The organism is Leucobacter sp. CX87 (assembly GCF_018682295.1).
GTDB lineage: Bacteria > Actinomycetota > Actinomycetes > Actinomycetales > Microbacteriaceae > Cx-87.
The window spans coordinates 1-25197 of record NZ_JAFIRI010000009.1; the positions used below are offsets into that span (position 1 = coordinate 1).

The window sequence follows — 25197 nt, forward strand, 5'->3', positions numbered from 1 at the left end:
CCCCTCAGGGGTTTCCACGCCCTGTTTGCTCCCCCCCCCCTCCCCCATACACCTCCCCCCCCCCCTCGACGGCGAGGAGGGACATGAGGGAGCGGATGGGGGACGGAGCTGAGCAGAGGCGCAGCAGGAATACCCGATGCAGAGCCGCTAGCCGCGCGCGAGGCGCGACTGCTGTACGGCCTCGATGAAGCCCTCTTCGATCTCGTCTACGAGGGCCTTGCGGTCCTCGAGGGGCAGGAAGGCAGCCATCGCGGCGTTCACCTGGAACTGCTGCAGGTCGCCCAAATCGTAGGCGAACACTTCGGCGAGCAGCGCGAGCTCGCGGCTCACCGAGGTGCCACTCATGAGGCGGTTGTCGGGGCCGACCGTGACTGCCATGCCGAGCTGGTAGAACAGGTCGAACGGGTGGTCGGCGAGCGTGTCACCCCACTGCGAGAATGCGCCGGTCTGCACGTTGGACGACGGGCAGCACTCGAGCACAATGCCGCGATCCCGCACCCATTGGGCGACCCGGCCCAGCGACACCTGCATGGCGTCGTCGTCCTGCGTCTCGATCTTCACGTCTTCGGCGAGCCGGATCCCGTGGCCGAGGCGCAGCGCGCGCCCGTCGACGAGGGCCCCGCGCACGGAGTCAAGCCCGTCAGCCTCGCCGGCGTGAATGGTCGTCGGGAACTGGTGCTGCGCGAGCAGCTCAAGCGCCTCGCGGTGGTTGCTTGCGGGGAAACCCTCCTCGGGGCCCGCGAGGTCGAAGCCGACAACACCGCTGTCGCGGTGGTGCAGCGCGAGCCGAGCGATCTCGAGGCTGCGGTCTCCCTGACGCATCGCGCAGAGCACCTGGTTCACGTGGATCTCGCCCTCCTCCGCCATGACCTGCGCCATGCCGTCCTCGAGGCCGGCCTGCACCGACTCGACGACGGCCTCGAGCGTGAGTCCGCCGCGCAAGTGCTGTTCGGGGGCCCAGCGAGCCTCACCATAGATCACGCCCTCGTCGGCCAGGTCGAGCACCCACTCGTGCGCGACGCGACGCAGGTCCTCGGGGTGCTGCATGACCGAGAGGGTGAGCTCAAACGTCTCCAGGTACTCGGGCAGCGTGCCGCCGGTGCACTGGTCAATGAACCACTGCGCGAGCTCGTCCGCGTCCTCCGTCGGCAGCGGCAGCCCCTCGCGCTTCGCGATGTCAATAATCGTCTCGGGCCGCAGGCCACCATCGAGGTGGTCGTGCAGGCTGATCTTCGGCAGCGCCTCAATGCTGACGCCGCCTGGCAGCAACATGCTCGGCTCGTCGTCGAAGTCTTCGATGTTCTCCATGGCAGGGCTCCGCTCGGCAGGGATGGCTGGGCAAGGCGCGCCCACCATCTAGCGTACCGCCGCCCCGCCCAGGCGAAACGGGCATTCAGGCGGCGTACACAAGAAGTTCCCCGGCCCGGTCGAGACCGCTACTCGCCGACGACGCGCTCCGCCACGATCGGGCGGTCGGGCGGGGCGGTGTCGCCCAGCGTGACCGCTCCGGGCAAGAGCTCGAGACCCCGCGCCATGCGCCCATCATGATCACATGCCGCCACAAGCATAGGTTGGCCAGCGCGCACCCGATCGCCGGGCTTCACGAGCACCTCGACGCCCGCCGAGTGGTCGACCGGGTCACCGGGCCGGGCCCGTCCGGCGCCGAGTCGCCAGGCGGCGACGCCCACCGCGCGGGCGTCAACGCGCTGCACAATCCCGTCAGCCGGAGCGAGTACGGTCTGTGTTTCACGTGCAACCGTGAGGGGCGCGTCCGGGTCGCCGCCCTGGCTCGCGATCATGCGCCTCCAGGAATCCATCGCGCGCCCGTCAGCGAGTGCTGCCGCGGGGTCGGCGTCGGGCATCCCCGCCAGGTCCAGCATTTCCCGCGCGAGCGCCAGCGTGAGCTCGATCACGTCGTCCGGTCCGCCGCCGGCGAGGACCTCGACGGACTCGATCACCTCGTTCGCATTCCCCACCGCGCGGCCGAGGGGCGCATCCATGTCGGTAAGCAGGGCGACCGTACGCAATCCCGAGTCGGCCCCCAGCCGGGTCATCGCCGCGGCGAGCTCGCGCGCGTCCTCGATGGCCGGCAGGAAGGCGCCCGAGCCGAACTTCACGTCGAGCACCAGGCCATGCGCTCCCTCCGCGATCTTCTTGGACATGATGGACGACGCGATGAGCGGCACCGCCGCGACCGTGCCAGTCACATCCCTGAGCGCGTACATACGCCGGTCCGCGGGCGCGAGCCCCGAACCCGCCGCGCAGATGACGCCGCCGATGGTGCTGAGCGCGTGCCGCATCTCCTCGTTCGTGATGTTGGCCCGCCAGCCCGGAATGCTCTCAAGCTTGTCGAGCGTGCCGCCCGTGTGCCCGAGCCCGCGGCCCGAGAGCTGGGGTACCGCGACGCCGAACGACGCGACCAGCGGGACGAGCGGCAGCGTGATCTTGTCCCCCACGCCGCCCGTCGAGTGCTTGTCGATGGCCGGGCGACCCAGGTTCGTGAAATCCATCGTCTCGCCGCTCGCGATCATCGCGGCAGTGAGATCCTTGATCTCGCGCCGGTCCATCCCTTGGATCATGATGGCCATGAGCAGCGCGCTCATTTGCTCCGGGGCGACGACCTCTCGGACGAACGCGTCGACCAGCCAGTCGATCGCGTCGGTGTCGAGCTCGCGTCCGAACCGTTTCTCGGTGATCAAGTCGACGACGTCGAAGGGCTCTACTCTGGTCTGTTCCGTGTTCGCCATGCGCCCAGGCTACTGCGCCAGCGCAGCGGGCAACAGCGTGAGCTACTTCAGCGGCCGTGCGGGAAGACCGAGCGTGCGATCCTGACCCGTCGCGATCCAGGTGGACGTCAGCAGCAGCATCCGGCAGATGAGGTTGAACCAGATCAGCAAACCAATGAAGACTGCGAACGAGGCAAGGAGGGGGTTGCTGCTGGCGCCGCCCAGCAGCAACCCGCCGAGCACCTTGAGCACGAGCATGCCCAGTGCTCCCAGAGCGCAGCCGCGCAGCAGCGCCCAGAACGAAATACGAATCTCGGCGAGCCAGTAGTGAATGGCGACGAGCAGTAGGACGTCAAAGACGTACATCGCGGCCAGCCGTGCGGAGGTACCGACGCCGCCCACGAGCCAGTGGTCCTCGCGCAGACCGAACAGCTCCAACAAGCTTGATGAGAGGTCTGCGCCCAGTACCGTCAGCGCCGAAGAGGCGAGGATGGCAAGCGAGAACCCGATCGCGAGGGCAAGGTCCCGCAGCTTGAGCAGCACGGCATTGCGGTACTGGCGTACCTCCAGCCCGAAAATGATGCGAATCGAGCGCCGGGTACCGGTGAACCACGATACGGCGACCCAGAGCAGCGACGCACTCGCCACGATGCGAGTCCAGTCGAAGCCTCGGTCGTCGAGCAAGGTCTGCGTCGAGATCACCCCGTCATCGCCCAGCAATCCGGGCACCAACTGGTTGATCTGCCGAACCACCGCGTCGAGCATCTCGGGCTGCGAGCTGAGTAGGATGCCGAAGACACCAAAGCCCACCCACACCGCCGCAAACACAGCGAAGAGCGCCTGATAGCTCATACCAGCCGTCAGGACGCTCCCGCCGACGTTGACGAAGTGCCCGTACGCGCGCACCGGTCGCATGTGTGTGATCACGCCCCAGACGAGCAACGCGAGCACGCGCAACCGCACAAACAGCGACGCCTCGCTTCCCTGGCCCGAGGGCCGCGGAACGCGAGGCGTCGCTGTCATATGGATTGAGTTACGAGGTCTTCCCCGAGATGATCGCAGACTTGACCTCGGCGATAGCCTTGGTGATCTGGATCCCTCGCGGGCACGCATCCGTGCAGTTAAAGGTCGTGCGGCAGCGCCACACGCCCTCAGTGTCGTTGAGGATGTCGAGGCGGACCTGGGCATTCTCGTCGCGCGAGTCGAAGATGAAGCGGTGCGCGTTCACGATCGCGGCCGGGCCGAAGTACTGCCCGTCGGTCCAGAACACGGGGCAGCTCGACGTGCACGCAGCGCAGAGGATGCACTTGGTGGTGTCGTCGAAGCGCTCACGCGAGGCAGCGTCCTGAATGCGCTCCTTGCCGTCCTCCGGCTTCGAGCTCGCCACGAGGAACGGCTGCACCTTGCGGAACGACTCGAAGAAGGGCTCCATGTCGACGATGAGGTCCTTCTCGAGCGGCAGGCCCTTGATCGCCTCGACGTAGATGGGCTTCGAAATATCGAGGTCCTTGATCAGCGTCTTGCACGCGAGGCGGTTGCGGCCGTTGATGCGCATGGCATCCGAGCCGCAGATGCCGTGCGCGCACGAGCGGCGGAACGTCAGCGAGCCGTCCTGGTCCCACTTGATGCGGTGCAGGGCGTCAAGAATACGATCGGTCGGGTACATCTCGACGTCGAAGTCTTCCCAGCGCGCCTGCTCGTCGATCTCAGGATCAAAGCGCCGGATCAGCAGCGTGACGGTGAACGGCTTGGGCGCATTGTCGACGGGAGCCGACGGCGTGGTCGTTTCGGTGCTCATGACCTAGTACTTCCTCTCCATGGGCTGGTAGCGCGTCATCGTGACCGGCTTCCAGTCGAGTCGAATGTGATCCTCGGGATCGGCCGAGTGCGGGTCGCCCGAGAGGTACGCCATGGTGTGCTTCATGTACTTCTCGTCGTCACGCTTGGGGTAGTCGTCGCGCATGTGGCCGCCGCGGCTCTCCTTGCGGTTGCGCGCAGCAAACACGAGCACCTCGGCGAGGTCGAGCAGGAAGCCCAGCTCGATCGCCTCCAGAAGGTCCGTGTTGAAACGCTTGCCGCGATCCTGCACCGCGATGTTCTTGTACCGCAGGCGCAGGCCGTGGATCACACCGAGCACCTCGGTGAGTGACTCTTCCGTGCGGAAGACCTGGGCGCCGCGGTCCATCGACTCCTGCAGCTCACGGCGAATCGTCGCGATGCTCTCGGTGCCGGTGCTCGAACGCAGCGTCTCGACGAGCTCGCGGATCTCCTTGGCCGGGTCGTTCGGCAGCGGGACGAACTCGGCCGTAGCCGCGTAGTCCGACGCGTTGTTGCCGGCGCGCTTGCCGAACACGTTGATGTCGAGCAGCGAGTTGGTGCCGAGGCGGTTCGAGCCGTGCACCGAAACGCAGGCGCACTCGCCCGCGGCGTACAGGCCGGGCACGACCGTGTTGTTGTCCGAGAGAACCTCGGCCGCAACGTTCGTCGGGATGCCGCCCATGGCGTAGTGCGCGGTCGGGAAGACGGGCACAGGCTCGGTCACCGGGTCGACGCCGAGGTAGGTGCGCGCGAACTCGGTGATGTCGGGGAGCTTCGTCTCGAGCACCTCGGCGCCCAGGTGGGTGCAGTCGAGGTAGACGTAGTCCTTGTGGGGGCCGGCGCCGCGGCCGTCGAGGACTTCCTGCACCATCGAGCGAGCCACGATGTCGCGGGGGGCGAGGTCCTTAATGGTCGGCGCGTACCGCTCCATGAAGCGCTCGCCCGAGGCGTTGCGCAGGATCGCGCCCTCGCCGCGGGCACCCTCGGTGAGGAGGATGCCGAGGCCCGCCAGGCCGGTCGGGTGGAACTGGTAGAACTCCATGTCCTCGAGGGGCAGGCCCTTGCGCCAGATGATGCCGACGCCGTCGCCCGTGAGGGTGTGAGCGTTCGACGTCGTCTTGAAGATCTTGCCGAAGCCGCCGGTCGCGAAGACGATCGACTTGGCCTGGAAGACGTGCAGGTCGCCCGTGGCGAGCTCGATGGCGACGACGCCCGAGGGGCGCTTCTCGCCGTCGACCTCGGTCATGACGAGGTCGAGCACGTAGAACTCGTTGTAGAAGTTGATGCCGAGCTTGACGCAGTTCTGGAACAGCGTCTGCAGGATCATGTGGCCCGTGCGGTCAGCGGCGTAGCAGGCGCGGCGGACCGCGGCCTTGCCGTGATCGCGCGTGTGCCCACCGAAGCGGCGCTGGTCGATCTTGCCCTCGGGCGTGCGGTTGAACGGCAGGCCCATGTTCTCGAGGTCGATGACCGCGTCGATGGCTTCCTTGGCCAGGATCTCGGCCGCGTCCTGGTCTACCAGGTAGTCGCCGCCCTTCACCGTGTCAAAGGTGTGCCACTCCCAGTTGTCGTCCTCAACGTTGGCGAGCGCCGCGGCCATGCCGCCCTGCGCCGCACCCGTGTGCGAGCGGGTGGGGTAGAGCTTGGAGATGACCGCGGTCTTCGCCTTGGGGCCAGCCTCGATGGCGGCACGCATGCCGGCACCGCCGGCACCGACGATCACGACGTCGTACTGGTGGTAGGTGACGCCGTCGACGACCTGAGTCTCTTCGTCCGCGTGCATGTTGGTGGTCACGAGTTTGCTACTCCGTTCGAAAGCTTTAAGAAACCGGGCAGAACGACGCGACGAGCGCGGGGTCGGCGCCGGCGGGGCACGGATCGAAGGTGAAGATCACGAGGGTGCCGAGGATGATCAGGAGAGCTGCGGCGAGGAAGAGCGCAACCTTCAGCGCCTTCGCGACCGCGGGCTTCGCAACGTAATCGTTCACGATGGTTCGCATGCCGTTCGAGCCGTGGATCAGCGCGAGCCAGAGCATGAGGCAGTCCCAGATCTGCCAGAACGGGGTGGCGTACTTGCCGCCCACGAACGCGAAGTCGATCGCCTTGACGCCCTCGCCGACCATCAGGTTGACGAACAGGTGTCCGAAGATCAGCACGACGAGCAGCACGCCCGAGGCGCGCATGTAGATCCAGCCCCACTTTTCCCAGTTCGTGCCGGACTTACGTACCGAGCCGCTTCGCGGGGATTCAATCGTTGTAGTCATGGTGATGTCCCTCCCGCGCCTAGTGGCTGAACACGTTGATCAGGTGCCGAGGCACGAACCCGAGCATGGTGATGACCCATGCGGCGATGACGAACCAGAACATGGCGCGCTGGTACATCGTGCCCTTGCTCCAGTAGTCGACCAAGATGATCCGAATGCCGTTGAAGGCGTGGAACACGATCGCTCCGACCAGGGCAACCTCGCCGACGCCCATGAGCGGCGTCTGGTAGGTGCCGATGACCGCGTTGTACGCCTCGGGGCTGACCCGGATGAGCGCAGTGTCGAGCACGTGCACGAGAAGGAAGAAGAAGATGGCGACGCCGGTGATGCGGTGCAACACCCAGGACCACATGCCCTCGTTGCCGCGGTACAGCGTGCCGCCGGGGCGCACTTTCCGCTTCGCAGCCGCTTCCGCGGTATTTGCCGATTGGGGTGACACGAGCATCCTCCTCAGGTGAACTCTCCGGGCCTCGCACGCCCGGCAGACTGATGCAGCGACCCGTGTAGGTCACCCGCCACGAGACGCCCCCGCCGCGGATCCTGAGAGATCACTGCGCCTTTTATTATGGCACTGTTCGCGGGCTGCCCCCGCCAGTATCTTCATGCCGAGCGAATCGCAAGTCCCGTTCAGCCCGCGATCGGTAGGGTTGGGACCATGACCTGCACCGACGATGCAATCAGCCGCTTCACCTGCATCATCCCTGCTGGCGGGGTTGGTTCGAGGCTGTGGCCGCTTTCTCGCGCCAATGCACCCAAGTTTCTCCTCGACCTCACCGGCAGCGGCACCTCACTCCTGCGCGCCACCTGGGATCGCCTGACCCCGCTTGTTGGCGCCGAACGCATCATGGTCGTCACGGGCAACGCCCACAGCCCCTCGGTCCTCGAGCAGCTCCCCGAACTCGACCCCGGCAATCTCGTGACCGAGAGCGAACCGAAGGACTCCTCGGCCGCGATCGGCCTGGCCGCCGCCATTCTCGAGCGCCGCGACCCCGACGCGATCGTCGGCTCCTTCGCCGCGGACCACGTGATCCGCGGCACCGTCCTGTTCGAGCGCGCCGTGCGCACCGCGGTGCGGGCGGCCGATCAGGGCTATATCGCAACCATCGGGATCCACCCCACCGAGCCCTCGACCGGCTTCGGCTACATCGAAAGCGGCGAGGCCCGCGGCGACATCGCCCCCTTCGACGTCTACGACGTGCGCCAGTTCGTCGAGAAGCCGGACGAGGAGACCGCGCGCGACTATCTCTCGCGCGGCGACTTTCTCTGGAACGCCGGCATGTTCATCGCACGCGCGAGCGTGCTGCTCGACCAGATGGCGCTCGCCGACCCCCAGATGGTCGCCGACCTGCGCGAGATCGCCGCGGCCTGGGAGACGGACCGAGCGGCTGCCGTGCGCGAGCGGCTGTGGCCCGCACTGCCGAAGATCGCCATCGACTACACAGTGGCCGAGCCCGCCGCGGCCCGGGGCAAGATGGTCTGCGTTGCCGCCCACTTCGAGTGGGACGACGTCGGGGACTTCGCGAGCGTCGCGACGCTGCTGACCCGCGGCCGCTCGAGTGACCTCGCGGTGCTCGGCGATGGCGCGCAGGTACTGTCTGACGGCTCAAGCGGCATCGTCGTCTCGGAGAGCAACCGGCTCGTCGCCCTCGTCGGCGTCGAGAACGTCGTCGTCGTGGACACGGCCGATGTGCTGCTCGTCACGACGAAGGACCGCGCGCAGGACGTGAAGAATCTCGTCAACCGCATGCGCCTCTCGGGCGGCGGTCACCTCCTCTAACGCCAGCAGGATCCTGCCCGAGAAGTTTCGGGGCAGGATCCTGCTGGGTGTGCGCGAGCTGGAGCGCGACGACTAGCCGCGGGGTCCGCCGGGAGGGCCGAGCCAGAGCAGCGTGGCGAACACTGCGACGATGGCGACGACGACCAGCGCGATGGCGATGACCGGGCGACGCAAGACCCAGGCTTCGACGTGCTCCGGGAAGTTCTGGGGTGCCTCGCCGCCGGGCACGAGACGCCAGGGACCCTCGAGCAGACCGCGCTTCTGCGCCCAGAGCTCAAACGGGACAGTTGCGTACGGGACGATCGTCGAGAAGAGGCCGACGATGCCGACGCCGGGCTTCCACTTCTGGTTCACCCAGACAAAGACCGTGGTCACGCCGTAGCAAAGGAACACGAAGCCGTGGATGCCTCCCGTGATCGGCACCACGTTGTCGTTCCCGAATGCGTACTTGAAGATCATGCCGACGATGAGGCCGGTCCACGTCACCATCTCGGCGACGGCGACGATCTTGAAGAGTTTCTTGGGGGTCACTGGGGTGGTTCCTTTACTGGGGCAGGCCGGAGTAGGCGTGCAGGCCCTTGAAGAAGACGTTGACGATGGAGAAGTTGAAAACGACCGCGGCGTACGCGATGATCGCGAGCCATGCCGAGCGAGTGCCGCGCCAACCGCGGGTCGCGCGGGCGTGGATATAGCCGGCGTAGAGCACCCAGATCACAAAGGTCCAGACCTCTTTGGTGTCCCAACCCCAGTACCGACCCCAGGCGTGCTCAGCCCAGATTGAGCCGGCGATCAGGGTGAAGGTCCAGAACACGAAGCCGATGATCGCAACGCGGTAGCCAAGATCTTCGAGCCGGTCCGCGCCAGGGATACCGCCGAGGAAGCGGAGCTTCGTATCGGCACCGGCCGCCAGACGTGCCTCGCGGCGGGACTGCATGAGCTGCATGACCGAAAGGCCGAACGAGATGGTGAAGAATCCGACCGCAAGCACCGCCACAATGATGTGAATGACGAGCCAGTACGAGTCGAGCGCCGGCGGCAGCGGCACGATCGGCACGTAGTAGTTGATCTTGGTGACCCCGAGGAACAGGATCGCGACGCCCGTGACGAGGGTGCCGAGGAACCGGATGTCGACGAAGAACTGCACGAGCAGGAAGATGAACACTGCGGAGAGCGTCGCCGTGAGGGCGAACTCGTACATATTCGCCCACGGGACGCGCTCGGCACCAATGCCGCGCAGCACAGTGGCCCCGAGGTGCAAGAGCCAGGCGAGCACGGTGAGCGAGAACGCGATGCGCACGAAGCGCGTGCGCCCCTTCGTTTCGGCGATCTGGTCCCCGCTGCGGTTCGCGAGGTCGACGGCATAGAACACGAAGGCGATCGCGTACACGATCATCGCCGAGTAGAGCGCAATCGTGGAGACGTATTCGAGGGATTCCGGGGAGTCGAGCACGATTCGTCAGCCTACTCTGCGGGCGGCGGGCAAGGCTGAGAAGATCCCGCTGCGGTGGAGCGTGCGCGCCGTGAGTCTGCTACTCGGCGGGCGCAATGATGACGAAGGACGAGTCGGACGATGACTCCACCCGCGCACCGGCGAGCTCGCGCTCGCCCCCAGCAATGTCAATCTCGGTGAACAGATCGCCGGTTTCACAACTCGGGTCGGCCGAGACGATCACACGGCCGGCTGAGCTCAACAGGGTTGCGCCGTCGCCGAGCTGCGGGAGCAGTTCCCGCTCGAGGGTCGCCACCAGTACGTCGGCGCAGATCACGCCCGCGAAGACGCCGTCGAGGGTGAGCGGCACCGCCGAGGTCATGGTGATCTCGTTCGAGCAGAGGTAGTCGACGAAGGGGCCGGCCACGTGACGCTGGCCGGTTGCCTCAGGCACGCGATACCACTCGAGGCGGCGCAGATCGATGGCCCCCTGGCCTACTCCGAAGGTGGACGCGACGAGCGGCGAGCGGTCGGGGCCCTGCCACCAGGAGAGGGGGCTTCCGCTGGCAACAATCGCGTCGCTGGCGCAAAATCCTGCCCCATAAAGAGGAAGCGCATCGTCCTGAAGCAGGCGGTTCGCCTCGTCCTCGACCAGCTCGCTCAGCTGGGCGCCCGAGAGTGGCCCAGCGGCCATGCGCGCCGACAACTGCGCCTCGAGCTCGGGCCGCCAGCGCTCGAGCTGCTTGAACACCGCGCCGAAGAAGGCGTCAACGACGACCAGCCCGCGGGTCTCCCCGGCCGTATCGTGCTGCGTCACGGCTACCTCCCCCATTGGATCCTGCCCGAAATGATGTTTACTGCGCGACGTCGACGTCGACGACCCGCGCGCGAGACTCAAGTGTGGCACGAAGCTCGTCCTCCGTGGTGCTCTGCAGCAGGAGCGCGCGGAAGCCAACGAGCCAGCGCATCGACCGGCGCACGCTTTCGCGCACAATCCCGCGGGCCTGCGTCACGTCGCGCGCCTGGGTCGCATCGATCTGGGCGATCAGAGAGTCGTGAGTGGCGAGACGCTCCTGCTCCTCGGCGTCCTGCAGCGCGAGCAGGGGGGTGACCTCGGCCTGGATCCGGACATGTTCCTGGGTCAGCCGCACCGATTGGCTCAGACCGGCAAGCTCGAGCTGCACGTCGGTGACCCGTCGTCGCCAGTCCTCGCGCGGCAGGTCCCGGGTCTCGACGAGGATGTCACGCACCACGGCGAGTTCGTCCGGCGTCGCACGCAGGCACGCGTACTCGGCGCAGGCGGCCGAGATCATCTCGTAGTGGAGGCCAAGGTCGGACAATGCGACGCGCGGCATCGCCATCAGCGACTGCGCGTTGTAGGTCTCCGCTGAGACGAGGCTCGAGCGGACAAAGCTGCCGCCGTTGCGCCCCCGGCGCGTGTCGATCAGGCCGCGGTGGCGCAGCGAGACCAGGGCCTCGCGCACGGTCACGACCGCGACACCCATCAGGCGCGCGAGCTCCGGCTCGCTGGGCAGCCGTTCACCGTCACCAAATGCGCCTGCGGAGATGGCCTGGGCGAGCTGCATCTCCACGAGAGCAGTGCGGCCCTCCTCGCCGATCGGCGCGAACGCGGCGACCTGCAGACGGCTGGAACGGCTCTGTACCTGCGGCATCCCCAGCCCTTCCATTCCTTGCACGTGTCGAGTGTGGCACACGAGGCGGCGCCTGACCTGGTGGCTCTCGGCGCATTCCCGTGACCGAATCGTAACCGCCCCACCTGAACCTAAACCTAAATCATCTAATTTCATATGTTAGAGTCCATTTCAGTATCGACAACGACGTTGAGGAGCGCACGTCACCATGACTGACACCACCCCCACCACACCCCACGAGCACGCGGATATCGCCGTCTCGGTTCAGGGCGTCACCAAGCGATTCGGTGAACTCACCGCGGTGCGCGACCTCGACATCGACATCCGCGCCGGCGAGTTCTTCTCCATGCTCGGCCCGTCGGGCTCAGGCAAGACGACCGTGCTGCGCATGATCGCCGGCTTCGAGGAGCCGACCGCCGGCAAGATCCTGCTGCACGGCGAAGACGTCACGAAGGCCGCGCCCTTCGACCGCAACGTCAACACCGTCTTCCAGGACTACGCGCTGTTCCCGCATTTCTCAATCGCCGAGAACGTGGCCTACGGCCTGCGCGTGCGCAAGGTCCCGAAGGCCGAGCGCGACCGCCTGGTCCGCGAGACCCTGGAACAGGTGCAGCTCGGCCACGTCGCCGACCGCCTGCCCTCGCAGCTCTCGGGCGGCCAGCGCCAGCGCATTGCGCTCGCTCGCGCGCTCATCTTGCGCCCCAAGGTGCTGCTGCTCGACGAGCCGCTTGGCGCCCTCGACAAGCAGCTGCGCGAGCAGATGCAGATCGAGCTCAAGCAGATCCAGCGGGAGGTCGGCATCACCTTCATCTTCGTCACCCATGACCAGGAAGAAGCGCTCACCCTCTCAGATCGCGTCGCCGTCTACAACAACGGCCACATCGAGCAGGTCGGCAGCCCCCGCGAGGTCTACGAGTTCCCGCAGACCGAGTTTGTCGCGAGCTTCCTCGGCGTCACGAACCTGATCCCCGCAGCACTTTCAGAGCAGCTGTTCGGCCGCCCCGAGACGCACTCGATCCGGCCCGAGCGCGTCTCACTCGTGGCTGCGGGAGCGCCCGTCGGCGGCGGGATGGTCTCGCTCGCGGGCACCGTCGCCGAGACCGTCTATGCGGGACCGCACACCCGGTTCCTCGTCGAGACCGAGGCTGGCGTCCGCTTCATCGCGGAACAGCAGAACGCGCACGCCCCCTCCGTCGAGACCGGCATCCGCCGTGGCGATCGGGTCTCAGTGACGTTCCCCCGCGAGTTCGCGACCGCGATCCCCGGCAGCGTCTCCGCTGCCGCCGCCGCGTAACCCGCCCCATCCAACCTCCCGGCCTGGATCGAGCCGGGGCCGGGGCATCCGCCCCGACAACAACTCGATCCTCGCCACCTCGGCGAAACCCATCACACAAAGGAGTTCTGATGAAGAAATTGTTGGCTCTGCCCGCAATCGCGGCAGCCATGGGCCTCATGCTCTCGGGGTGCGCAAGCACCGATGCCGGCGGCGACGCGGCGCCCGGCGAGCTGAAGATTGACGTGCCCGACATCCCCATGGTCACCGAACTCGGCGAAAATGAGGGTCAGGTCAACATCGTGGCTTGGTCGGGCTTCGTCGAGCCGGCCTGGACCGACGCGTTCACCGAAGAGACCGGTTGCGTCGTCAACCGCCGCGTCGCTGGCACCAGCGACGAGATGGTGACCCTCATGCGCACGGGCGAGTACGACCTCGTGTCGGCGTCGGGTGACGCAAGCCTCCGCCTCATCGTCGGCGGCGACGTTCAGCCGATCAACCAGGAACTCATCCCGAACTTCGGCGACGACATCGTCGAGGGCATGCAGGGACAGGTCTATGACACGCTGAACGGCAAGAGCTACGGCGTGCCGATCGGCCGCGGCGCAAACATCCTGCAGTACAACACCGACGTGGTCAAGGAAGCCCCCACCAGCTGGGACGTCGCGTGGGAGGCAGACAGCCCCTACGCCGGTCAGATCATCGGTTATGACGCCCCGATCTACATCGCCGACGCTGCCGTCTACCTGATGGCGACCCAGCCCGATCTCGGCATCAAGAACCCGTACGCGCTCGACGAGAAGCAGCTCGCTGCCGCCGTCGACCTGCTCAAGCAGCAGAACGAGATCATCGGCGACTACTGGGCTGACCCGGTGAAGCAGATCACCGCGTTCAACGGCGGCGACGTCGTGGTTGGCACCTCGTGGGAGGTCCTGCGCAAGCTGTCGGAGAACCCCAAGCTCGAGGGCACGCTCCCCGAAGAGGGATCGACCGGCTGGTCGGATGCCTGGATGGTCGGCGCCAAGTCGAAGAACGTCAACTGCGCGTACGCGTGGATGGATTACACCAGCTCGCCCGAGGTCAACGGCGCGATCGCGATGAACTTCGGTATGGCCCCCGCCAACGCCGCGTTCTGCGAGACCAGCGACGAAGCTCGCGAGCACTGCGAGACGTTCAACGCCACGGACGAGGAGTACTTCAAGAAGGTCTGGTTCTGGACCACGCCCATCGAGCAGTGCATCGACGGCCGCACCGACGTGAAGTGCACCAACTTCCAGCAGTGGACCGACGCCTGGGTCACTGTCAAGGGTTAGTCCCCTGACCGGTGGTGGGGTGAGGCTCCCCTTCGCCCCACCACCATCTGCCGGGCACCCCGCCCGCCCCGCTGTACCGAATCACCCCTGCGAGGAACCGTCGTGACCACCCCAACTCTGTTTGAGAGCAAGCCCAAGCCGCTCTCCTCCGCCCTGCACCGGCACCCGCGCGGGCGCCTGGCGTCCCTGCTCGGCCTGCCCATGGTGTGGCTCGTCGGCGTGTACATCCTGTCGCTCGCGCTGCTCTTGGTCACCGCCTTCTGGGTGACCGACCCCTTTACCTCGAAGGTCAAGCCCGGCTTCACCCTCGACAACTTCATCAGCATCTTCACCGTCGAGGCCTACTTCATGACGGCGCTGCGCACGCTCGCCATCTCGATCGCGGTGACCGTGATCTGCGCCGTGCTCGCGGTGCCGCTCGCCATCTTCATGGCGAAGATGGCGAAGCCCTGGCTGCGCGCCGTGCTTGCCGTCGCCGTCACGCTGCCTCTCTGGGCCGGCTACCTCGTCAAGATCCTGTCCGTCCGGATCGTGTTCAGCGAGGAGGGCTTCCTCAATTGGCTGCTCGGGCCGCTCGGCATCTCCGGCCCCGGGTATGGCGCCTTCGTCACGACCATCGCGCTCGTGTACCTCTGGTTCCCGTACATGGCGATTCCCGTCTACATCGCGGTGTCGCAGATCCCGGTCAACCTCTTCGACGCCTCGTCCGACCTGGGCGCCCGCGGCATGAGCACGATCCGAACCGTCGTCCTTCCGCTGCTGAAGCCCGCCCTCATCGCCGGCTCGATCTTCACGTTCTCGCTCAGCCTCGGTGATTACATCGCGGCGAAATTCGTGGGCGGCTCGACCCAGATGATCGGCACGATCATCGCGTCGAACATCAACCTCAACCCGCCGGTTGCGGCCGCGTTCTCAGTCGTCCCGATCGCGCTTGTCCTTGTCTACCTGCTCGCCGTGCGTCGCACCGGCGCCCTCGAGAACCTTTAGGAGCCCGCAATGTTGCGACTCGGCCGCGGTGCCAAGATCCTGCTCAGCACGATCGCCGCTCTCGTCATCATCTGCACCTACGTGCCCCTCATGGTCATCGTGTTGAACTCGTTCAACTCGAGCCGTGTGGCAGGCTGGCCGCTCGACGGCTTCTCCCTCGTCTGGTGGGAGAAGGCGCTGACCAACCCCGACGTGCACGCCGCGGTGCTCAACTCGGTCATCGTTGCCGCGGCCGCGACCGCCATCGCCCTCGTGCTCGGCACGCTGTCGTCCTTCGCGCTGCAGCGGTTCAAGTTCTTCGGCCGCGACGTCGTAAACCTGCTGATCATCTTGCCGATCACGCTGCCCGGCATCGTCACCGGTGTGGCGCTCTCGAACACCTTCCACAACGTGCTCAGCCCGATCGGCATCCAGGTGGGCTACTGGGGCCTCATCATCTCGCACGCCACGTTCTGTGTCGTGATGGTGTTCAACAACGTGATCGCACGCCTGCGCCGCATGAACCCGAACCTCGAGGAAGCCTCGATGGACCTCGGCGCTGGCATCAGCCAGACGTTCCGGCTCGTGACGTTCCCACAGTTCCGCAGCGCGTTCATCGCCGGCGGCCTGCTCGCCTTCGCGCTGAGCTTTGACGAGATCGTCGTGACCATCTTCACGGCCCCGCCCGGCGTCGACACGCTGCCGCTCTGGATCATGAACCAGATGGCGCGTCCGAACGAGGCGAACCAGGTCAACGTCGTCGCGACGATCATCATCCTGCTGTCACTCATTCCGGTCTACTTCTCCCAGAAGGCACAGCAGAGCTCCGACGCGAAGTAGTCGGCACGCATCTCCCGCGGCGAGGGGGCAGGATCACAGGATCCTGCCCCCTCGCCGTTTGTGCGCTCGGCGACGCGTCTGCCCGCCGCCTTCCCGCCGCGTCTGCCCGCCGCGTGCCGACCCTGCCCGACCCCGCCGCCTGCCCACCCCGCCCGTCACTCATGTCGGAGATTTCACGAATTTCGGCCGCGAAATCGTTTTGCGAGGCCTGCATGATTGGCATTTCCGACATGAGTGACGCGACCAGGGACGGCCCGCGGCCACCGCAACGCCCCGCGCAGCACAGGCCCCAACGCCAAAAGGCCCCGACTCCCGCGATACTTCGCGGAACTCGGGGCCTTCATTGTGGCGGAGATGGGGAGATTCGAACTCCCGGTCGAGTTAACCCCGACACTTCATTAGCAGTGAAGCCCATTCGGCCGCTCTGGCACATCTCCTAGCGTTTGCACGCCGTTTCAATCATACGGGACGAAGTACGTCCGTCTGAAATCGCGGCGGCAAACGCTGGGCGCTAGCGTCCGCTCTGCGCGTCAGCCGACTCGCGAGCGACGTGCACCTCGCGGCCATCCACGGCCGGTGCGGCTGCCTCGGCGAGGGTTTCTCCGGCAGGATCCTGCCCGTCCTCGCCCACCGCGTCGGCGTTGTCGAAGGCCTCGCCGCGTCGCGGAGCGTTGTACAGCTCGATGTCGAGGATGCCCTCGCGCTTCGCGACGATGGTCGGCACGAGCGCCTGACCGGCGACGTTGACCGCGGTACGACCCATGTCGAGGATCGGGTCGACGGCGAGCAGCAGGCCGACGCCCTCGAGGGGCAGGCCGAGCGTCGACAGCGTCAGCGTGAGCATGACGGTTGCGCCCGTGGTGCCCGCCGTGGCGGCGGAGCCGACGACCGAGACGAGCACGATCAGGAGGTACTGCGTGATCGAGAGGTCCAGGCCGAAGAACTGCGCGATGAAGATCGCAGCGATCGCCGGGTAGATCGCGGCGCAACCGTCCATCTTGGTGGTGGCACCGAGCGGGACGGCGAACGAGGCGTAGCCGCGGGGCACGCCGAGGTTGCGCTCGGTTACGCGCTCGGTCAGCGGCAGGGTGCCGATCGACGAGCGGCTCACGAAGGCGAGCTGCACGGCGGGCCAGACGCCCGAGAAGTACTGACGAACCGAGAGTCCATGGCTCTTTACCAGGACCGGGTAGACCACAAACAGGACGATCGCGAGGCCCAAGTAGACGGCGCCGACGAACCAGCCGAGCGAGCCAATCTTGGCCCAGCCGTAGTTGGCGACCGCGCTACCGATGAGCGCGAGGGTGCCGATCGGGGCGAGGCGAATGATCCACCAGAGCACCTTCTGGATGATCGAGAGCGCCGACTCGGTGACGCGAATGAACGGCTCTGCCTTTTCGCCGATCTTGAGCGCCGCGATGCCGACGACGACCGAGAGGACGATGACCTGCAGCACATTGAAGTTCACGCTCGAGGTGAGTGCGCCAGCCTCGTCGGCGGACGTGCCGACCGAGAGACCGAGGAAGTTGCTCGGCACGATGCCGGCGAGGAAGTTCCACCAGGTGCCGACCGCGTACGGATCGCCCGGGGTCAGCTCGGTCTTCGAGCCGTGCGAGCCGGGCTGCAGAATGATGCCGAGCGCGATGCCGATCGAGACCGAGATGAGCGCGGTGATCGCGAACCAGAGCAGGGTCTGCCCGGCGAGGCGGGCGGCGTTCGTGACCTTGCGGAGGCCGACGATGCTCGAGACGATCGCGGTGAAGATGAGCGGGACGACCGCTGCCTTCAGGATCGACACATACTTTCCGCCGACCACGTCGAGCGTGGCGAGCAGGCCGTTCGGGTTGCCCTCCGCGTCAGGACCAAGCTGCAGGGCGATGAGGCCCAGCACTACGCCCAGCACGAGTGCGGCAAAGATTTGCACCCCGAAGGAGGTCAGCCACTTCGGGAGACGTGAGGCCCGGGCGGGCCTCGAGATTGTCGCTGTCGACATTGGGGGTAGTCCTCTCTAGGGTCCCCAGCGGACCCGACTGACCGAGCATACGACACATTCGCGGAGCTTATGGGAGACATTGCGTTGCGTGACTCCTTGCGGGTGACTAGACACTCACTCCCACGCGCAGCCCGACACCCGCAGATCCGCGCGAATTCAATTACTTGAAGCGACATCCATGATCTTCACAGGGGCCCCGCTTGCTTTATAACGGATCGGTAACACATACTGTTACCTGTTGTTCATTCGGGCTGTGCCCCGACAGGCCGATAGGAAGTTCTTTACACGATGCGGTTCCATACCAAAGCGACAATTCTTGCGACTATCTCGTCGCTGACACTGTCGCTCGGCGCAACCCCAGCGTTCGCCGCCTCCCCCGTGGCCCCCATTTCAACCCCCGTAGCCGCCGACGCCGTAGCGTCCGTGCACGCCCCCCGCACTCCGCAGTCTCTCGTGACCGAGATCGACACCGCCGCGGCCACGCCCCTTGAGGCCATGATCGAGGTCTCGAGCGCGACCTCCGCCATCCCCCACGGATTCAACGTCGAGCAGGCCATCGCGCAGGCCACCGCCGAGATCGGCACCTCGCGTCCGACCGGGTGGAGCCAGCCCGGTGAGTGCATCATGTCCGCGCAACGCTGGATCCGCGCCGGCGGCGGCAACTGGTCCGGCGGCGGCAACCCCGTCTCGAACTACGTCACCGCCACGCGCATCGCGTACGATGCGGTCCAGCCCGGCGACATCGTCCAGTACGAGTACTCGTCCGACCCCACCGCGTGGGTGACCGGCGTGCACACCGTCCTCATCACCGGCGTGAACGGCGATGGGACCTTCAGCATCATCGAGTCAAACAACCCCGGCGGATCCGGCCTCGTGCAGGCGCAGTCCAACTGGACTCCCGAGCCGCCGGCAGGCTTCAACGCCGCATTCTGGCGCTTCTAAGACCGTGACCCGAACGGGCCCACCGAGATCCTGCAGGATCCGGTGGGCCCGTTTTTCGCGCGCCCCGCGTCACTCCGCGGGCTGCGAGGCCGCGAAGGCATGCAGCGCAGCGCGCACGAACTCCGCGCCCTTCGGGTCCACCCGGGTGTAGTTCTTCGCGAAGCGCGGGTCACTGACATACATGTCGGCGAGGCCACGCAGTGCGTTCGCGCCGGGCCGCCGACCCTGCCACCCCGCGGCGATCCAGGCAGCGTGCCGGGCGGCGATCGCCTGCGCAAGCGTTCCCTCCGGGAGTTCGCCGGCGAGTATCGCGGCGTCGTAGTCGTCCTGGAGCGCCCGGTGCAGCCCCTGAAACTCTTGCTGGCCGGCGCTGCCGAGCTTCGCCCACCACTGCTCGGATCTCGCGGCAGCCTCGGGACCCCAACGCTCAGCGACCTCTGTGCGGTACTGGCTCGGGTCGAACCCGTGAAACATGTGCTCAGGCATGAGCGACTCACCTTTCTGTAGTGCGGCAATGGTTGCGGTGACGGCAAGAATCTGGTCCCGGATCCGGCCCGCTTCCTGCTCAAGCCAGCGCACGTGGGCCTCAAGCGCCTCCGCGTCCGCGACCTGGCCGTCGAGCACGTCCGCGATCTCGGGCAGGCCGAGGCCCAGCTCGCGCAGCAGCAGGATGCGCTGCAGGCGCACGAGTGACGCGTCGTCGTAGTAGCGGTAGCCGTTGTCGCCGACCCTCGCGGGCACCAGCAGCCCGATCTGGTCGTAGTGCCGAAGTGTGCGCGAAGTAATCCCCGCGGCGCCGGCGATCTGTTGAATCGACCATTCCATGGCCCTGTTCCTTCCGTCGAGATCAACGTTAGAACTTGACGTTACGTCAAGGTCAAGTCGTGGTGGAATCTATTCCCGGGCCCAGTCAGCGGGCCACCAGGATCCGGGTGCAAGCTAGAGCCATGACCGTAGATGCCTCACAGACCCCGCATTTCGCCGCCCTCGCCGAGCACGAGCTCGTAGATACCGCGCGATTTACCGGCGGCATCTCCCCGGACCAACTCAAGGCGGTGTTCCGCCACCAACCGGGGGGCGTCGCCCTCGTGACCGCCGACGACGGCAGCCGCCCGATCGCCATCACGGTGACCTCGGTCATCTCGGTGAGCGCCGAACCACCCCTGTTCATCTTCTCGGCGTCGGCCCTCTCGTCCAGCACCCCCGTGCTGCTGGGGTCGAAGACCGTGGTCGTACATCTGCTCACTGACAAGAACGTCGACCTGGCCGCACTCGGCGCCACGAGCGGCATCGACCGCTTCGCCGACACGTCGCGCTGGGACCGCCTGCCCACCGGGGAGCCGCTGTTCCACGGCGTCGACACCTGGATCCGGGGCGAGATTGTGAACAGCTTCGAGGCGGGAACGTCGACCATGCTCGTCATTCACGCGCTCGAGACCCACACCCCGGGTGCAGACGCCGCCGGGCGCCCCCTGGTGTACCACGACCGCACCTGGCACGCGATCGACGAGAACTCGGCGATCCCCGACCCGCGCAACACGTAGTCCCGGCTAGCCGCCGACCCGATCGCGCACGACCTCGCGCAAGGCGGCAAGCGACAGCGCGATCGACTCGACGTCGATGCGTTCGTCATTCCCGTGAATGCGCCGACGGTACTCCTCGTAGCTCAGCCCAGCACTGAGCAGGCCAAATCCGTAGCAGGGAATGCCGAGCGCCCGGAAGTGGCGCAGGTCAGAGCCGCCCGCCGCAATGATCGGCACCACGGGCGCCCCGCTGACCACGGTCACCGCGCGCACCACCGATGCGAACAGTTCGGTGTCGGTGGGCGACGAGCTCGCCGGCCAGCCCAGCAGATGCTTGATGTGCACCTGCTCGGCGAGCGGTCCCAGCAGAGCATGCAACAACTCGTCCACCTCTGCATCGTCGACTCCCGGCAGCGTGCGAATGTCGAGGTTCACCCGTCCCTCGCCGGGTATCACGTTATGGGCGGATCCTGCCCGTACGACGGTCGGTGAGATCGTGACGCGCGAGACCGCGTGCGCGTACCCCGCGATGCCCTCAAGCTCCGTCAGCGCAGCGTCCAGGCGGACCGGGTCGCGCAGGCGCTCCGCTAGCAACGGGTCGGCGACACGGGCGTCGATGAACGCATTCCACAGCGGGCCGAGTTGCACGGCGGGGGCCGCCTCGGAGAGACGGGCGAGCACCTGCCCGAGGCGGAGCGACGCGTTGTCCGCCCCGAAGGGGATGGACGCGTGCCCCGGGCGCCCCGAAACGACGAGCTTGCGCCCCGCGGAGCCCTTCTCGCCAACACCGATCGCGACGTGCGCGCCCATCCGCATGCCGCCCGACTCGGACAGCACCTCGGTCACCCGCAGCGCGTCGCCGTGGTGCCGCAGCAGCCATTTGAGCCCGCGCTCGCCCCCAGCCTCCTCGTCGGCGACGGCGATCAGCACGAGATCCCCGCGCGGGGCATCGCTCGCGATCGCGGTCTCGCGCAGTACGCACGCAAAGACGGCCGTGAGGTACAGCATGTCGACGGCACCGCGCCCCCACACCACCCCGTCAATGAGATCGGCGGCGTGCGGGTCCCGCGTCCAGCCGTCCGGGTCCACCGGAACGACATCGAGGTGGCCCAGCAACCCGAGCGCCGGCGCGCTCGCGTCGGTGCCACGCACGCGGGCGATGAGCGAGGCACGGCCGGGCATCGCCTCGAAGACCTGCATCTCGATCGGCCGGGATCCTGCCGGGACCTCTGCGAGGAATCGCTGCAGCACCTGCACCGCCCGGATCTCTTGACCCGAGGCGTCGCTGCCGTCGTTCACGCAGGCGGCGCGGATCAGATCCCGCAACAATTCGACGGCGCCGCGAACATCGGCGCCTTCGACGACGGCACTCGCCTGCGTTGCTTCCACGTCAGTTCCTCCTGCGTTCACGCCCACGATAGTCCACGGAGCTGCGGAACTTCGAGGCCGCGTGCGGAACCGATACTGTGTTTCACGACCGTCCCACTGCCATAGATGAAAGGCGCCCGCCGTGAGCCAGCCCCAACTCGAGTACGCATTCACCATCGTGGCCGAGGTGGCACCGCCCCTCCCCGTTGAGGCACGCGCAGGCGAGCAGCTCGACATCATCCCCATCACCGGCGGAACGGTGACCGGCAGGATCACGGCCACGGTCGAACCCGGCGGCGCCGACTGGTGCCGACTCCGGAGCGACGGCGCCTACGAGGTTGAGGCGCGCTACTGGATCCGGACCGAGGACGGCGCGGTGATCGACATCGTGAATGTCGGCCGGATCGCCCCGGAGGTCGCTGGCAGCGATGCGGACGAGCTCTTCATCACCACCCCGCAGTTCCGCACTATCGCGCCGCAGTACCAGTGGCTCACGCAGCGGGCCTTCGTCGGCCAGGCGGCGTCGACCGACGCCCACACCACGATCGCGGTCTACGAGGTCGTCGGCTAAGGATCCTGCCGGCGGCTACCTGTGCGCCCGCGGCGCCGAGCGCCGGTGGATCAGCCCAGTGAGCATCGCGATCGCCACCCCCACCGCCGTGTCGAGAAAGCGCTCGAGCGCCGAACCCCACAGGTCTCCCCCGCCCGTGGCCGCGCCCGAGATCAGGAGGACGAGCGGCGTGATGAACACGAGCGCGAGCGCATAGTTGCGCACCACCACCGACTCGACCGCGAACTGCAGGATCCCGAGCAGGAGCACGAGCAGCAGGGGGATCCTGCCGAGCGGAGCGATCGCCAGGTAGAGGCCCGCGCCGATCAGCGTGCCCACCGTGCGATGCAGCCCCCGTCCGATCGCGTGGCGGCGGCCGGCGACGAGGCCGACGACCGCGACGCCCGCGGTGACCGTCCAGTAGGCGCGGTGCGGGTCGATCCAGAGCACGCTCACCGCCGTCCCGAGCACGGCGACCACGGCGACGCGGGCAAGGAGCTCACGTTCACCGGCGCCCAGCCAGGGACCGGGGAGCAGCTCGTTCACGGGCCGCACCGGGCGGGCCCGTTCAGCGCGCCGCAGCAATGGGGCGAGCGCGAGCGCGTAGGAAAACAGCGCACCGCCAGAGACCGCAAGCATGAGGGTGACGGGACTATTCAGCCGCTCACCGTCGACGACCGCGGTGATGTTGGCGGAGAGACCGAAGGTCAGCGCAAAGAACACTGAGCCGGGCGGTCCGACCCGGTACGCAAAGCACAGGGCGCTGGCGACGACCGTCACTCCTACGAGCCCGATGGCGAGCAGGATCGGCCACGGCGCCAGCAGCGCACCGAGTGCGGTGCAGCCGATGAGCGCCGCGGCCACGAACGGCAGCACCTTTGCTCGCTCTGCCGCTCCCATTCCTGCGGCGTACAGCGCGACGAAGGCACCGGCGGCGGTCTGCAGTCCGATCTCGGGGTGCCCGAGCAGGGTGAGCGCGCCGAACGGAAGCGAGACCGAAAGCGCGGCGCGGAGCGCGATCCACGTGCGGGGGCCAGGCGACGGCGGCAGCTCAAGCAGGCTCCGAGTCGCGCGACCCACAATCTGCAGCGCCGAGGTGCGTGGCTGGGGGTCTTGCTCCATCATGCGGCTACGCCTCCCCCGACCCGGTGTGTCAGGTCGAGAATATCGCCTCGGCGGTCCCGCGGGCGCCGAAGCTAGGCTGGACGCATGACCGACGCTCCTGCCGACCCCGCAGCCGGCCGGAGCCCGCGCATGCCTCGTCAGCGTCGCACACGCCTCCGCGTTATCGGGGGCACCGCGCTCGTCCTCGTGCTCGCGATGGGCGGCTACGTCGCCGCCTGCGCGGCGGCGCCCCTGCCCGCGCTGCGGCCAGCCTTGCTCGTGCCGGCCAACGCGAGCATCGCCGCTGACACCGCACCCGCCGAGGCGGCCGTCGAGGCGGAAGCGCTGCCGACCGCGTTCGGCTGGGTGGGCGAGGACACGGTGTTCGCGAACGACCCGGCCCAGCACCCGCTCGCGAGCATCACCAAGCTCGTCACCGTGCTGGTGTGCCAGCAGGCGGCACCGGTCGCACCGGGCGAGGCCGGCCCGAGCTACACCTGGACCGAGGCCGACGTGCAGCGCCAGGCCGAGCTCGTCGCGCTCGACGGGGTGGCGTTCCCGGTGCCCGCAGGCACGGTGTTCTCGGCGCATGACATGCTGACACTCATGCTGCTGCCCTCGGCAAACGACTTTGCCGCGGCGTACGCTGACTCCATCTTCGGCAGTAACGAGGCGTTCGTTGCCGCCGCGACGGCGTGGGCAGAAGAACACGGCCTCGAGAGCCTGAGCGTCGTCGAGCCGAGCGGCATGGACGAGGGCAACCAGGCGAGTGCCGCTGACGTGGTGCGGATCGGGCAGCTCGTGCTCGCGGACCCCACGCTCGCAGCGCTCACGCGCCTGCCGGTCGCGGACGTGCCCGGCATCGGGATCGTCGAAAACACGAACCCGCTGCTCGGTTCCGCGGGCGTTATTGGCCTCAAAACGGGGCGCTCGAGCGACGCCGGCTACAACCTCGCCGCCGCGCAGACCGGGGACGTCGATGGACGCCCCGTCGTCAAGATCTCCGTCACGCTGGGGCGGCCCACCGCCCAGGAGCGGGCCGACTCAAGCCGCCGGGTGCTCGCCGCCATGAACGCACTGGCGCAGCCGCGTGAATTCGTCGCCGAGGACGAAAAGCTCGGTTCGGTTGTGACCTGGACGGGTGCGGTAGTCCCGCTACTCGCGACGCACGCGTCTGCCGGGACGCTCGTTCCTGGAGAGGCGGCGTCCCGGAAGATCTCTCTCGATCCGCTCGCGGCAGGGCCGGCGGGCCAGGCGGTCGGCTCGGTCGCCATCGACTCCCCCACCGGGGCAGCGAAGATCCGAGTGGTCACCGGTGCGGCGATCGCCGAGCCCGACCTCTGGTGGCGACTTACCCACCCGTCCGCGGCCTTCGGCTGGGGCTAGCTATTTGGAGTCTTGACCTCGAAGACACTTGCCCGCGAGGTGTGCCCCCGATGCCGGCGTTAACGCGGAGAATGTGTCACACTGCGCGACGGTGAACACTCCTGCCTGAGCGGGGAAACGAGGATCGACGAACGGACAGCTGCCGGACGCATCAGGCCAAGTTTTGGCAGAGGGGATATCGCTGCCATCAACCTTTCCTGTGCCTTGCATGTGTATACTCTTCGAGGCCCAACTCGGGCCTCCCCACCCTTTTGTCGCGAAGATACTTCCGTC

The 25197-nt window shown here is 67.1% G+C and carries 24 protein-coding genes and 1 tRNA gene; 9 read left to right on the forward strand and 16 right to left on the reverse strand.

Annotation, left to right across the window (positions count from 1 at the left end; genetic code table 11):
- Positions 1–147: 147 nt before the first annotated feature.
- The 7 genes from KOE53_RS12965 to sdhC all read right to left on the reverse strand — a co-directional run bounded on the left by KOE53_RS12965 (position 148) and on the right by sdhC (position 7253).
- A complete protein-coding gene (locus KOE53_RS12965) occupies positions 148–1308 on the reverse strand; it encodes an adenosine deaminase (protein WP_251364356.1) in 1161 nt (386 codons plus the stop codon).
- 128 nt (positions 1309–1436) lie between these two features.
- The gene (locus KOE53_RS12970; protein ID WP_188058781.1) at positions 1437–2747 is read right to left on the reverse strand and encodes a thymidine phosphorylase; all 1311 of its coding nucleotides are present in this window, start codon (positions 2745–2747) and stop codon (positions 1437–1439) included.
- A gap of 42 nt (positions 2748–2789) precedes the next feature.
- Complete coding sequence (locus KOE53_RS12975) at positions 2790–3749, reverse strand: YihY/virulence factor BrkB family protein (protein ID WP_251364357.1); 960 nt, start codon at positions 3747–3749, stop codon at positions 2790–2792.
- 10 nt (positions 3750–3759) lie between these two features.
- Positions 3760–4524, reverse strand: coding sequence for a succinate dehydrogenase iron-sulfur subunit (locus tag KOE53_RS12980; RefSeq protein WP_188046008.1), 765 nt, complete (start codon positions 4522–4524; stop codon positions 3760–3762).
- Positions 4525–4527: 3 nt separating this feature from the next.
- Positions 4528–6327 (reverse strand): succinate dehydrogenase flavoprotein subunit, encoded by a 1800-nt coding sequence (gene sdhA, locus KOE53_RS12985; protein WP_188058830.1) that lies wholly within the window; start codon positions 6325–6327, stop codon positions 4528–4530.
- Positions 6328–6364: 37 nt separating this feature from the next.
- Complete coding sequence (locus KOE53_RS12990) at positions 6365–6808, reverse strand: succinate dehydrogenase hydrophobic membrane anchor subunit (RefSeq protein ID WP_188046009.1); 444 nt, start codon at positions 6806–6808, stop codon at positions 6365–6367.
- 19 nt (positions 6809–6827) lie between these two features.
- A complete protein-coding gene (sdhC, locus tag KOE53_RS12995) occupies positions 6828–7253 on the reverse strand; it encodes a succinate dehydrogenase, cytochrome b556 subunit (RefSeq protein ID WP_188058783.1) in 426 nt (141 codons plus the stop codon).
- 210 nt (positions 7254–7463) lie between these two features.
- Between sdhC and KOE53_RS13000 the strand changes: the two genes are divergently transcribed.
- On the forward strand, positions 7464–8585 hold the full coding sequence (locus KOE53_RS13000) for a mannose-1-phosphate guanylyltransferase (RefSeq protein WP_188046011.1): 1122 nt from the start codon (positions 7464–7466) through the stop codon (positions 8583–8585).
- Positions 8586–8657: 72 nt separating this feature from the next.
- On the opposite strand, the gene KOE53_RS13005 is transcribed toward KOE53_RS13000, so the two are convergent.
- The 4 genes from KOE53_RS13005 to KOE53_RS13020 all read right to left on the reverse strand — a co-directional run bounded on the left by KOE53_RS13005 (position 8658) and on the right by KOE53_RS13020 (position 11702).
- On the reverse strand, positions 8658–9116 hold the full coding sequence (locus tag KOE53_RS13005) for a DUF3817 domain-containing protein (protein WP_188046012.1): 459 nt from the start codon (positions 9114–9116) through the stop codon (positions 8658–8660).
- Between the two features lie 13 nt (positions 9117–9129).
- Positions 9130–9978, reverse strand: a complete 849-nt coding sequence (gene ccsB / locus KOE53_RS13010) for a c-type cytochrome biogenesis protein CcsB (protein ID WP_188046077.1) — start codon at positions 9976–9978, stop codon at positions 9130–9132.
- A gap of 136 nt (positions 9979–10114) precedes the next feature.
- Positions 10115–10831, reverse strand: coding sequence for a PDC sensor domain-containing protein (locus KOE53_RS13015; protein WP_188046013.1), 717 nt, complete (start codon positions 10829–10831; stop codon positions 10115–10117).
- Positions 10832–10868: 37 nt separating this feature from the next.
- A complete protein-coding gene (locus tag KOE53_RS13020; protein WP_251364361.1) occupies positions 10869–11702 on the reverse strand; it encodes a FadR/GntR family transcriptional regulator in 834 nt (277 codons plus the stop codon).
- Positions 11703–11874: 172 nt separating this feature from the next.
- On the opposite strand from KOE53_RS13020, the gene KOE53_RS13025 reads away from it, so the two are divergent.
- The 4 genes from KOE53_RS13025 to KOE53_RS13040 all read left to right on the forward strand — a co-directional run bounded on the left by KOE53_RS13025 (position 11875) and on the right by KOE53_RS13040 (position 16058).
- Complete coding sequence (locus tag KOE53_RS13025) at positions 11875–12960, forward strand: ABC transporter ATP-binding protein (RefSeq protein ID WP_188058784.1); 1086 nt, start codon at positions 11875–11877, stop codon at positions 12958–12960.
- A gap of 110 nt (positions 12961–13070) precedes the next feature.
- Positions 13071–14252: an extracellular solute-binding protein gene (locus KOE53_RS13030; protein WP_188058785.1), complete on the forward strand. Its 1182-nt coding sequence runs from the start codon at positions 13071–13073 to the stop codon at positions 14250–14252.
- A gap of 102 nt (positions 14253–14354) precedes the next feature.
- The gene (locus KOE53_RS13035) at positions 14355–15239 is read left to right on the forward strand and encodes an ABC transporter permease (RefSeq protein ID WP_206348611.1); all 885 of its coding nucleotides are present in this window, start codon (positions 14355–14357) and stop codon (positions 15237–15239) included.
- A 9-nt stretch (positions 15240–15248) separates the two neighbouring features.
- Complete coding sequence (locus KOE53_RS13040) at positions 15249–16058, forward strand: ABC transporter permease (protein WP_188046016.1); 810 nt, start codon at positions 15249–15251, stop codon at positions 16056–16058.
- 346 nt (positions 16059–16404) lie between these two features.
- On the opposite strand, the gene KOE53_RS13045 is transcribed toward KOE53_RS13040, so the two are convergent.
- Both KOE53_RS13045 and KOE53_RS13050 read right to left on the reverse strand, forming a co-directional pair.
- Positions 16405–16495 (reverse strand) — tRNA-Ser (locus KOE53_RS13045).
- Between the two features lie 74 nt (positions 16496–16569).
- The gene (locus tag KOE53_RS13050; RefSeq protein ID WP_188058786.1) at positions 16570–18051 is read right to left on the reverse strand and encodes a dicarboxylate/amino acid:cation symporter; all 1482 of its coding nucleotides are present in this window, start codon (positions 18049–18051) and stop codon (positions 16570–16572) included.
- A gap of 288 nt (positions 18052–18339) precedes the next feature.
- On the opposite strand from KOE53_RS13050, the gene KOE53_RS13055 reads away from it, so the two are divergent.
- On the forward strand, positions 18340–18993 hold the full coding sequence (locus tag KOE53_RS13055; RefSeq protein ID WP_188058787.1) for a CHAP domain-containing protein: 654 nt from the start codon (positions 18340–18342) through the stop codon (positions 18991–18993).
- A 69-nt stretch (positions 18994–19062) separates the two neighbouring features.
- Here the strand turns inward: KOE53_RS13055 and KOE53_RS13060 are convergent, their stop codons facing one another.
- Positions 19063–19818, reverse strand: coding sequence for a MerR family transcriptional regulator (locus KOE53_RS13060; protein WP_188058788.1), 756 nt, complete (start codon positions 19816–19818; stop codon positions 19063–19065).
- A 122-nt stretch (positions 19819–19940) separates the two neighbouring features.
- Between KOE53_RS13060 and KOE53_RS13065 the strand changes: the two genes are divergently transcribed.
- Positions 19941–20537: a flavin reductase family protein gene (locus tag KOE53_RS13065; protein ID WP_188058789.1), complete on the forward strand. Its 597-nt coding sequence runs from the start codon at positions 19941–19943 to the stop codon at positions 20535–20537.
- Between the two features lie 6 nt (positions 20538–20543).
- Here the strand turns inward: KOE53_RS13065 and KOE53_RS13070 are convergent, their stop codons facing one another.
- The gene (locus KOE53_RS13070; protein WP_241095501.1) at positions 20544–21905 is read right to left on the reverse strand and encodes a M20/M25/M40 family metallo-hydrolase; all 1362 of its coding nucleotides are present in this window, start codon (positions 21903–21905) and stop codon (positions 20544–20546) included.
- Positions 21906–22026: 121 nt separating this feature from the next.
- Here KOE53_RS13070 and KOE53_RS13075 point away from each other — a divergent pair, with 121 nt between their 5' ends.
- Positions 22027–22455, forward strand: coding sequence for a DUF3237 domain-containing protein (locus KOE53_RS13075; RefSeq protein WP_188058790.1), 429 nt, complete (start codon positions 22027–22029; stop codon positions 22453–22455).
- A 15-nt stretch (positions 22456–22470) separates the two neighbouring features.
- Here the strand turns inward: KOE53_RS13075 and KOE53_RS13080 are convergent, their stop codons facing one another.
- Positions 22471–23559: an FUSC family protein gene (locus KOE53_RS13080; protein ID WP_251364358.1), complete on the reverse strand. Its 1089-nt coding sequence runs from the start codon at positions 23557–23559 to the stop codon at positions 22471–22473.
- Positions 23560–23643: 84 nt separating this feature from the next.
- On the opposite strand from KOE53_RS13080, the gene KOE53_RS13085 reads away from it, so the two are divergent.
- Complete coding sequence (locus tag KOE53_RS13085) at positions 23644–24924, forward strand: D-alanyl-D-alanine carboxypeptidase family protein (RefSeq protein WP_188058791.1); 1281 nt, start codon at positions 23644–23646, stop codon at positions 24922–24924.
- Positions 24925–25197: the final 273 nt, after the last annotated feature.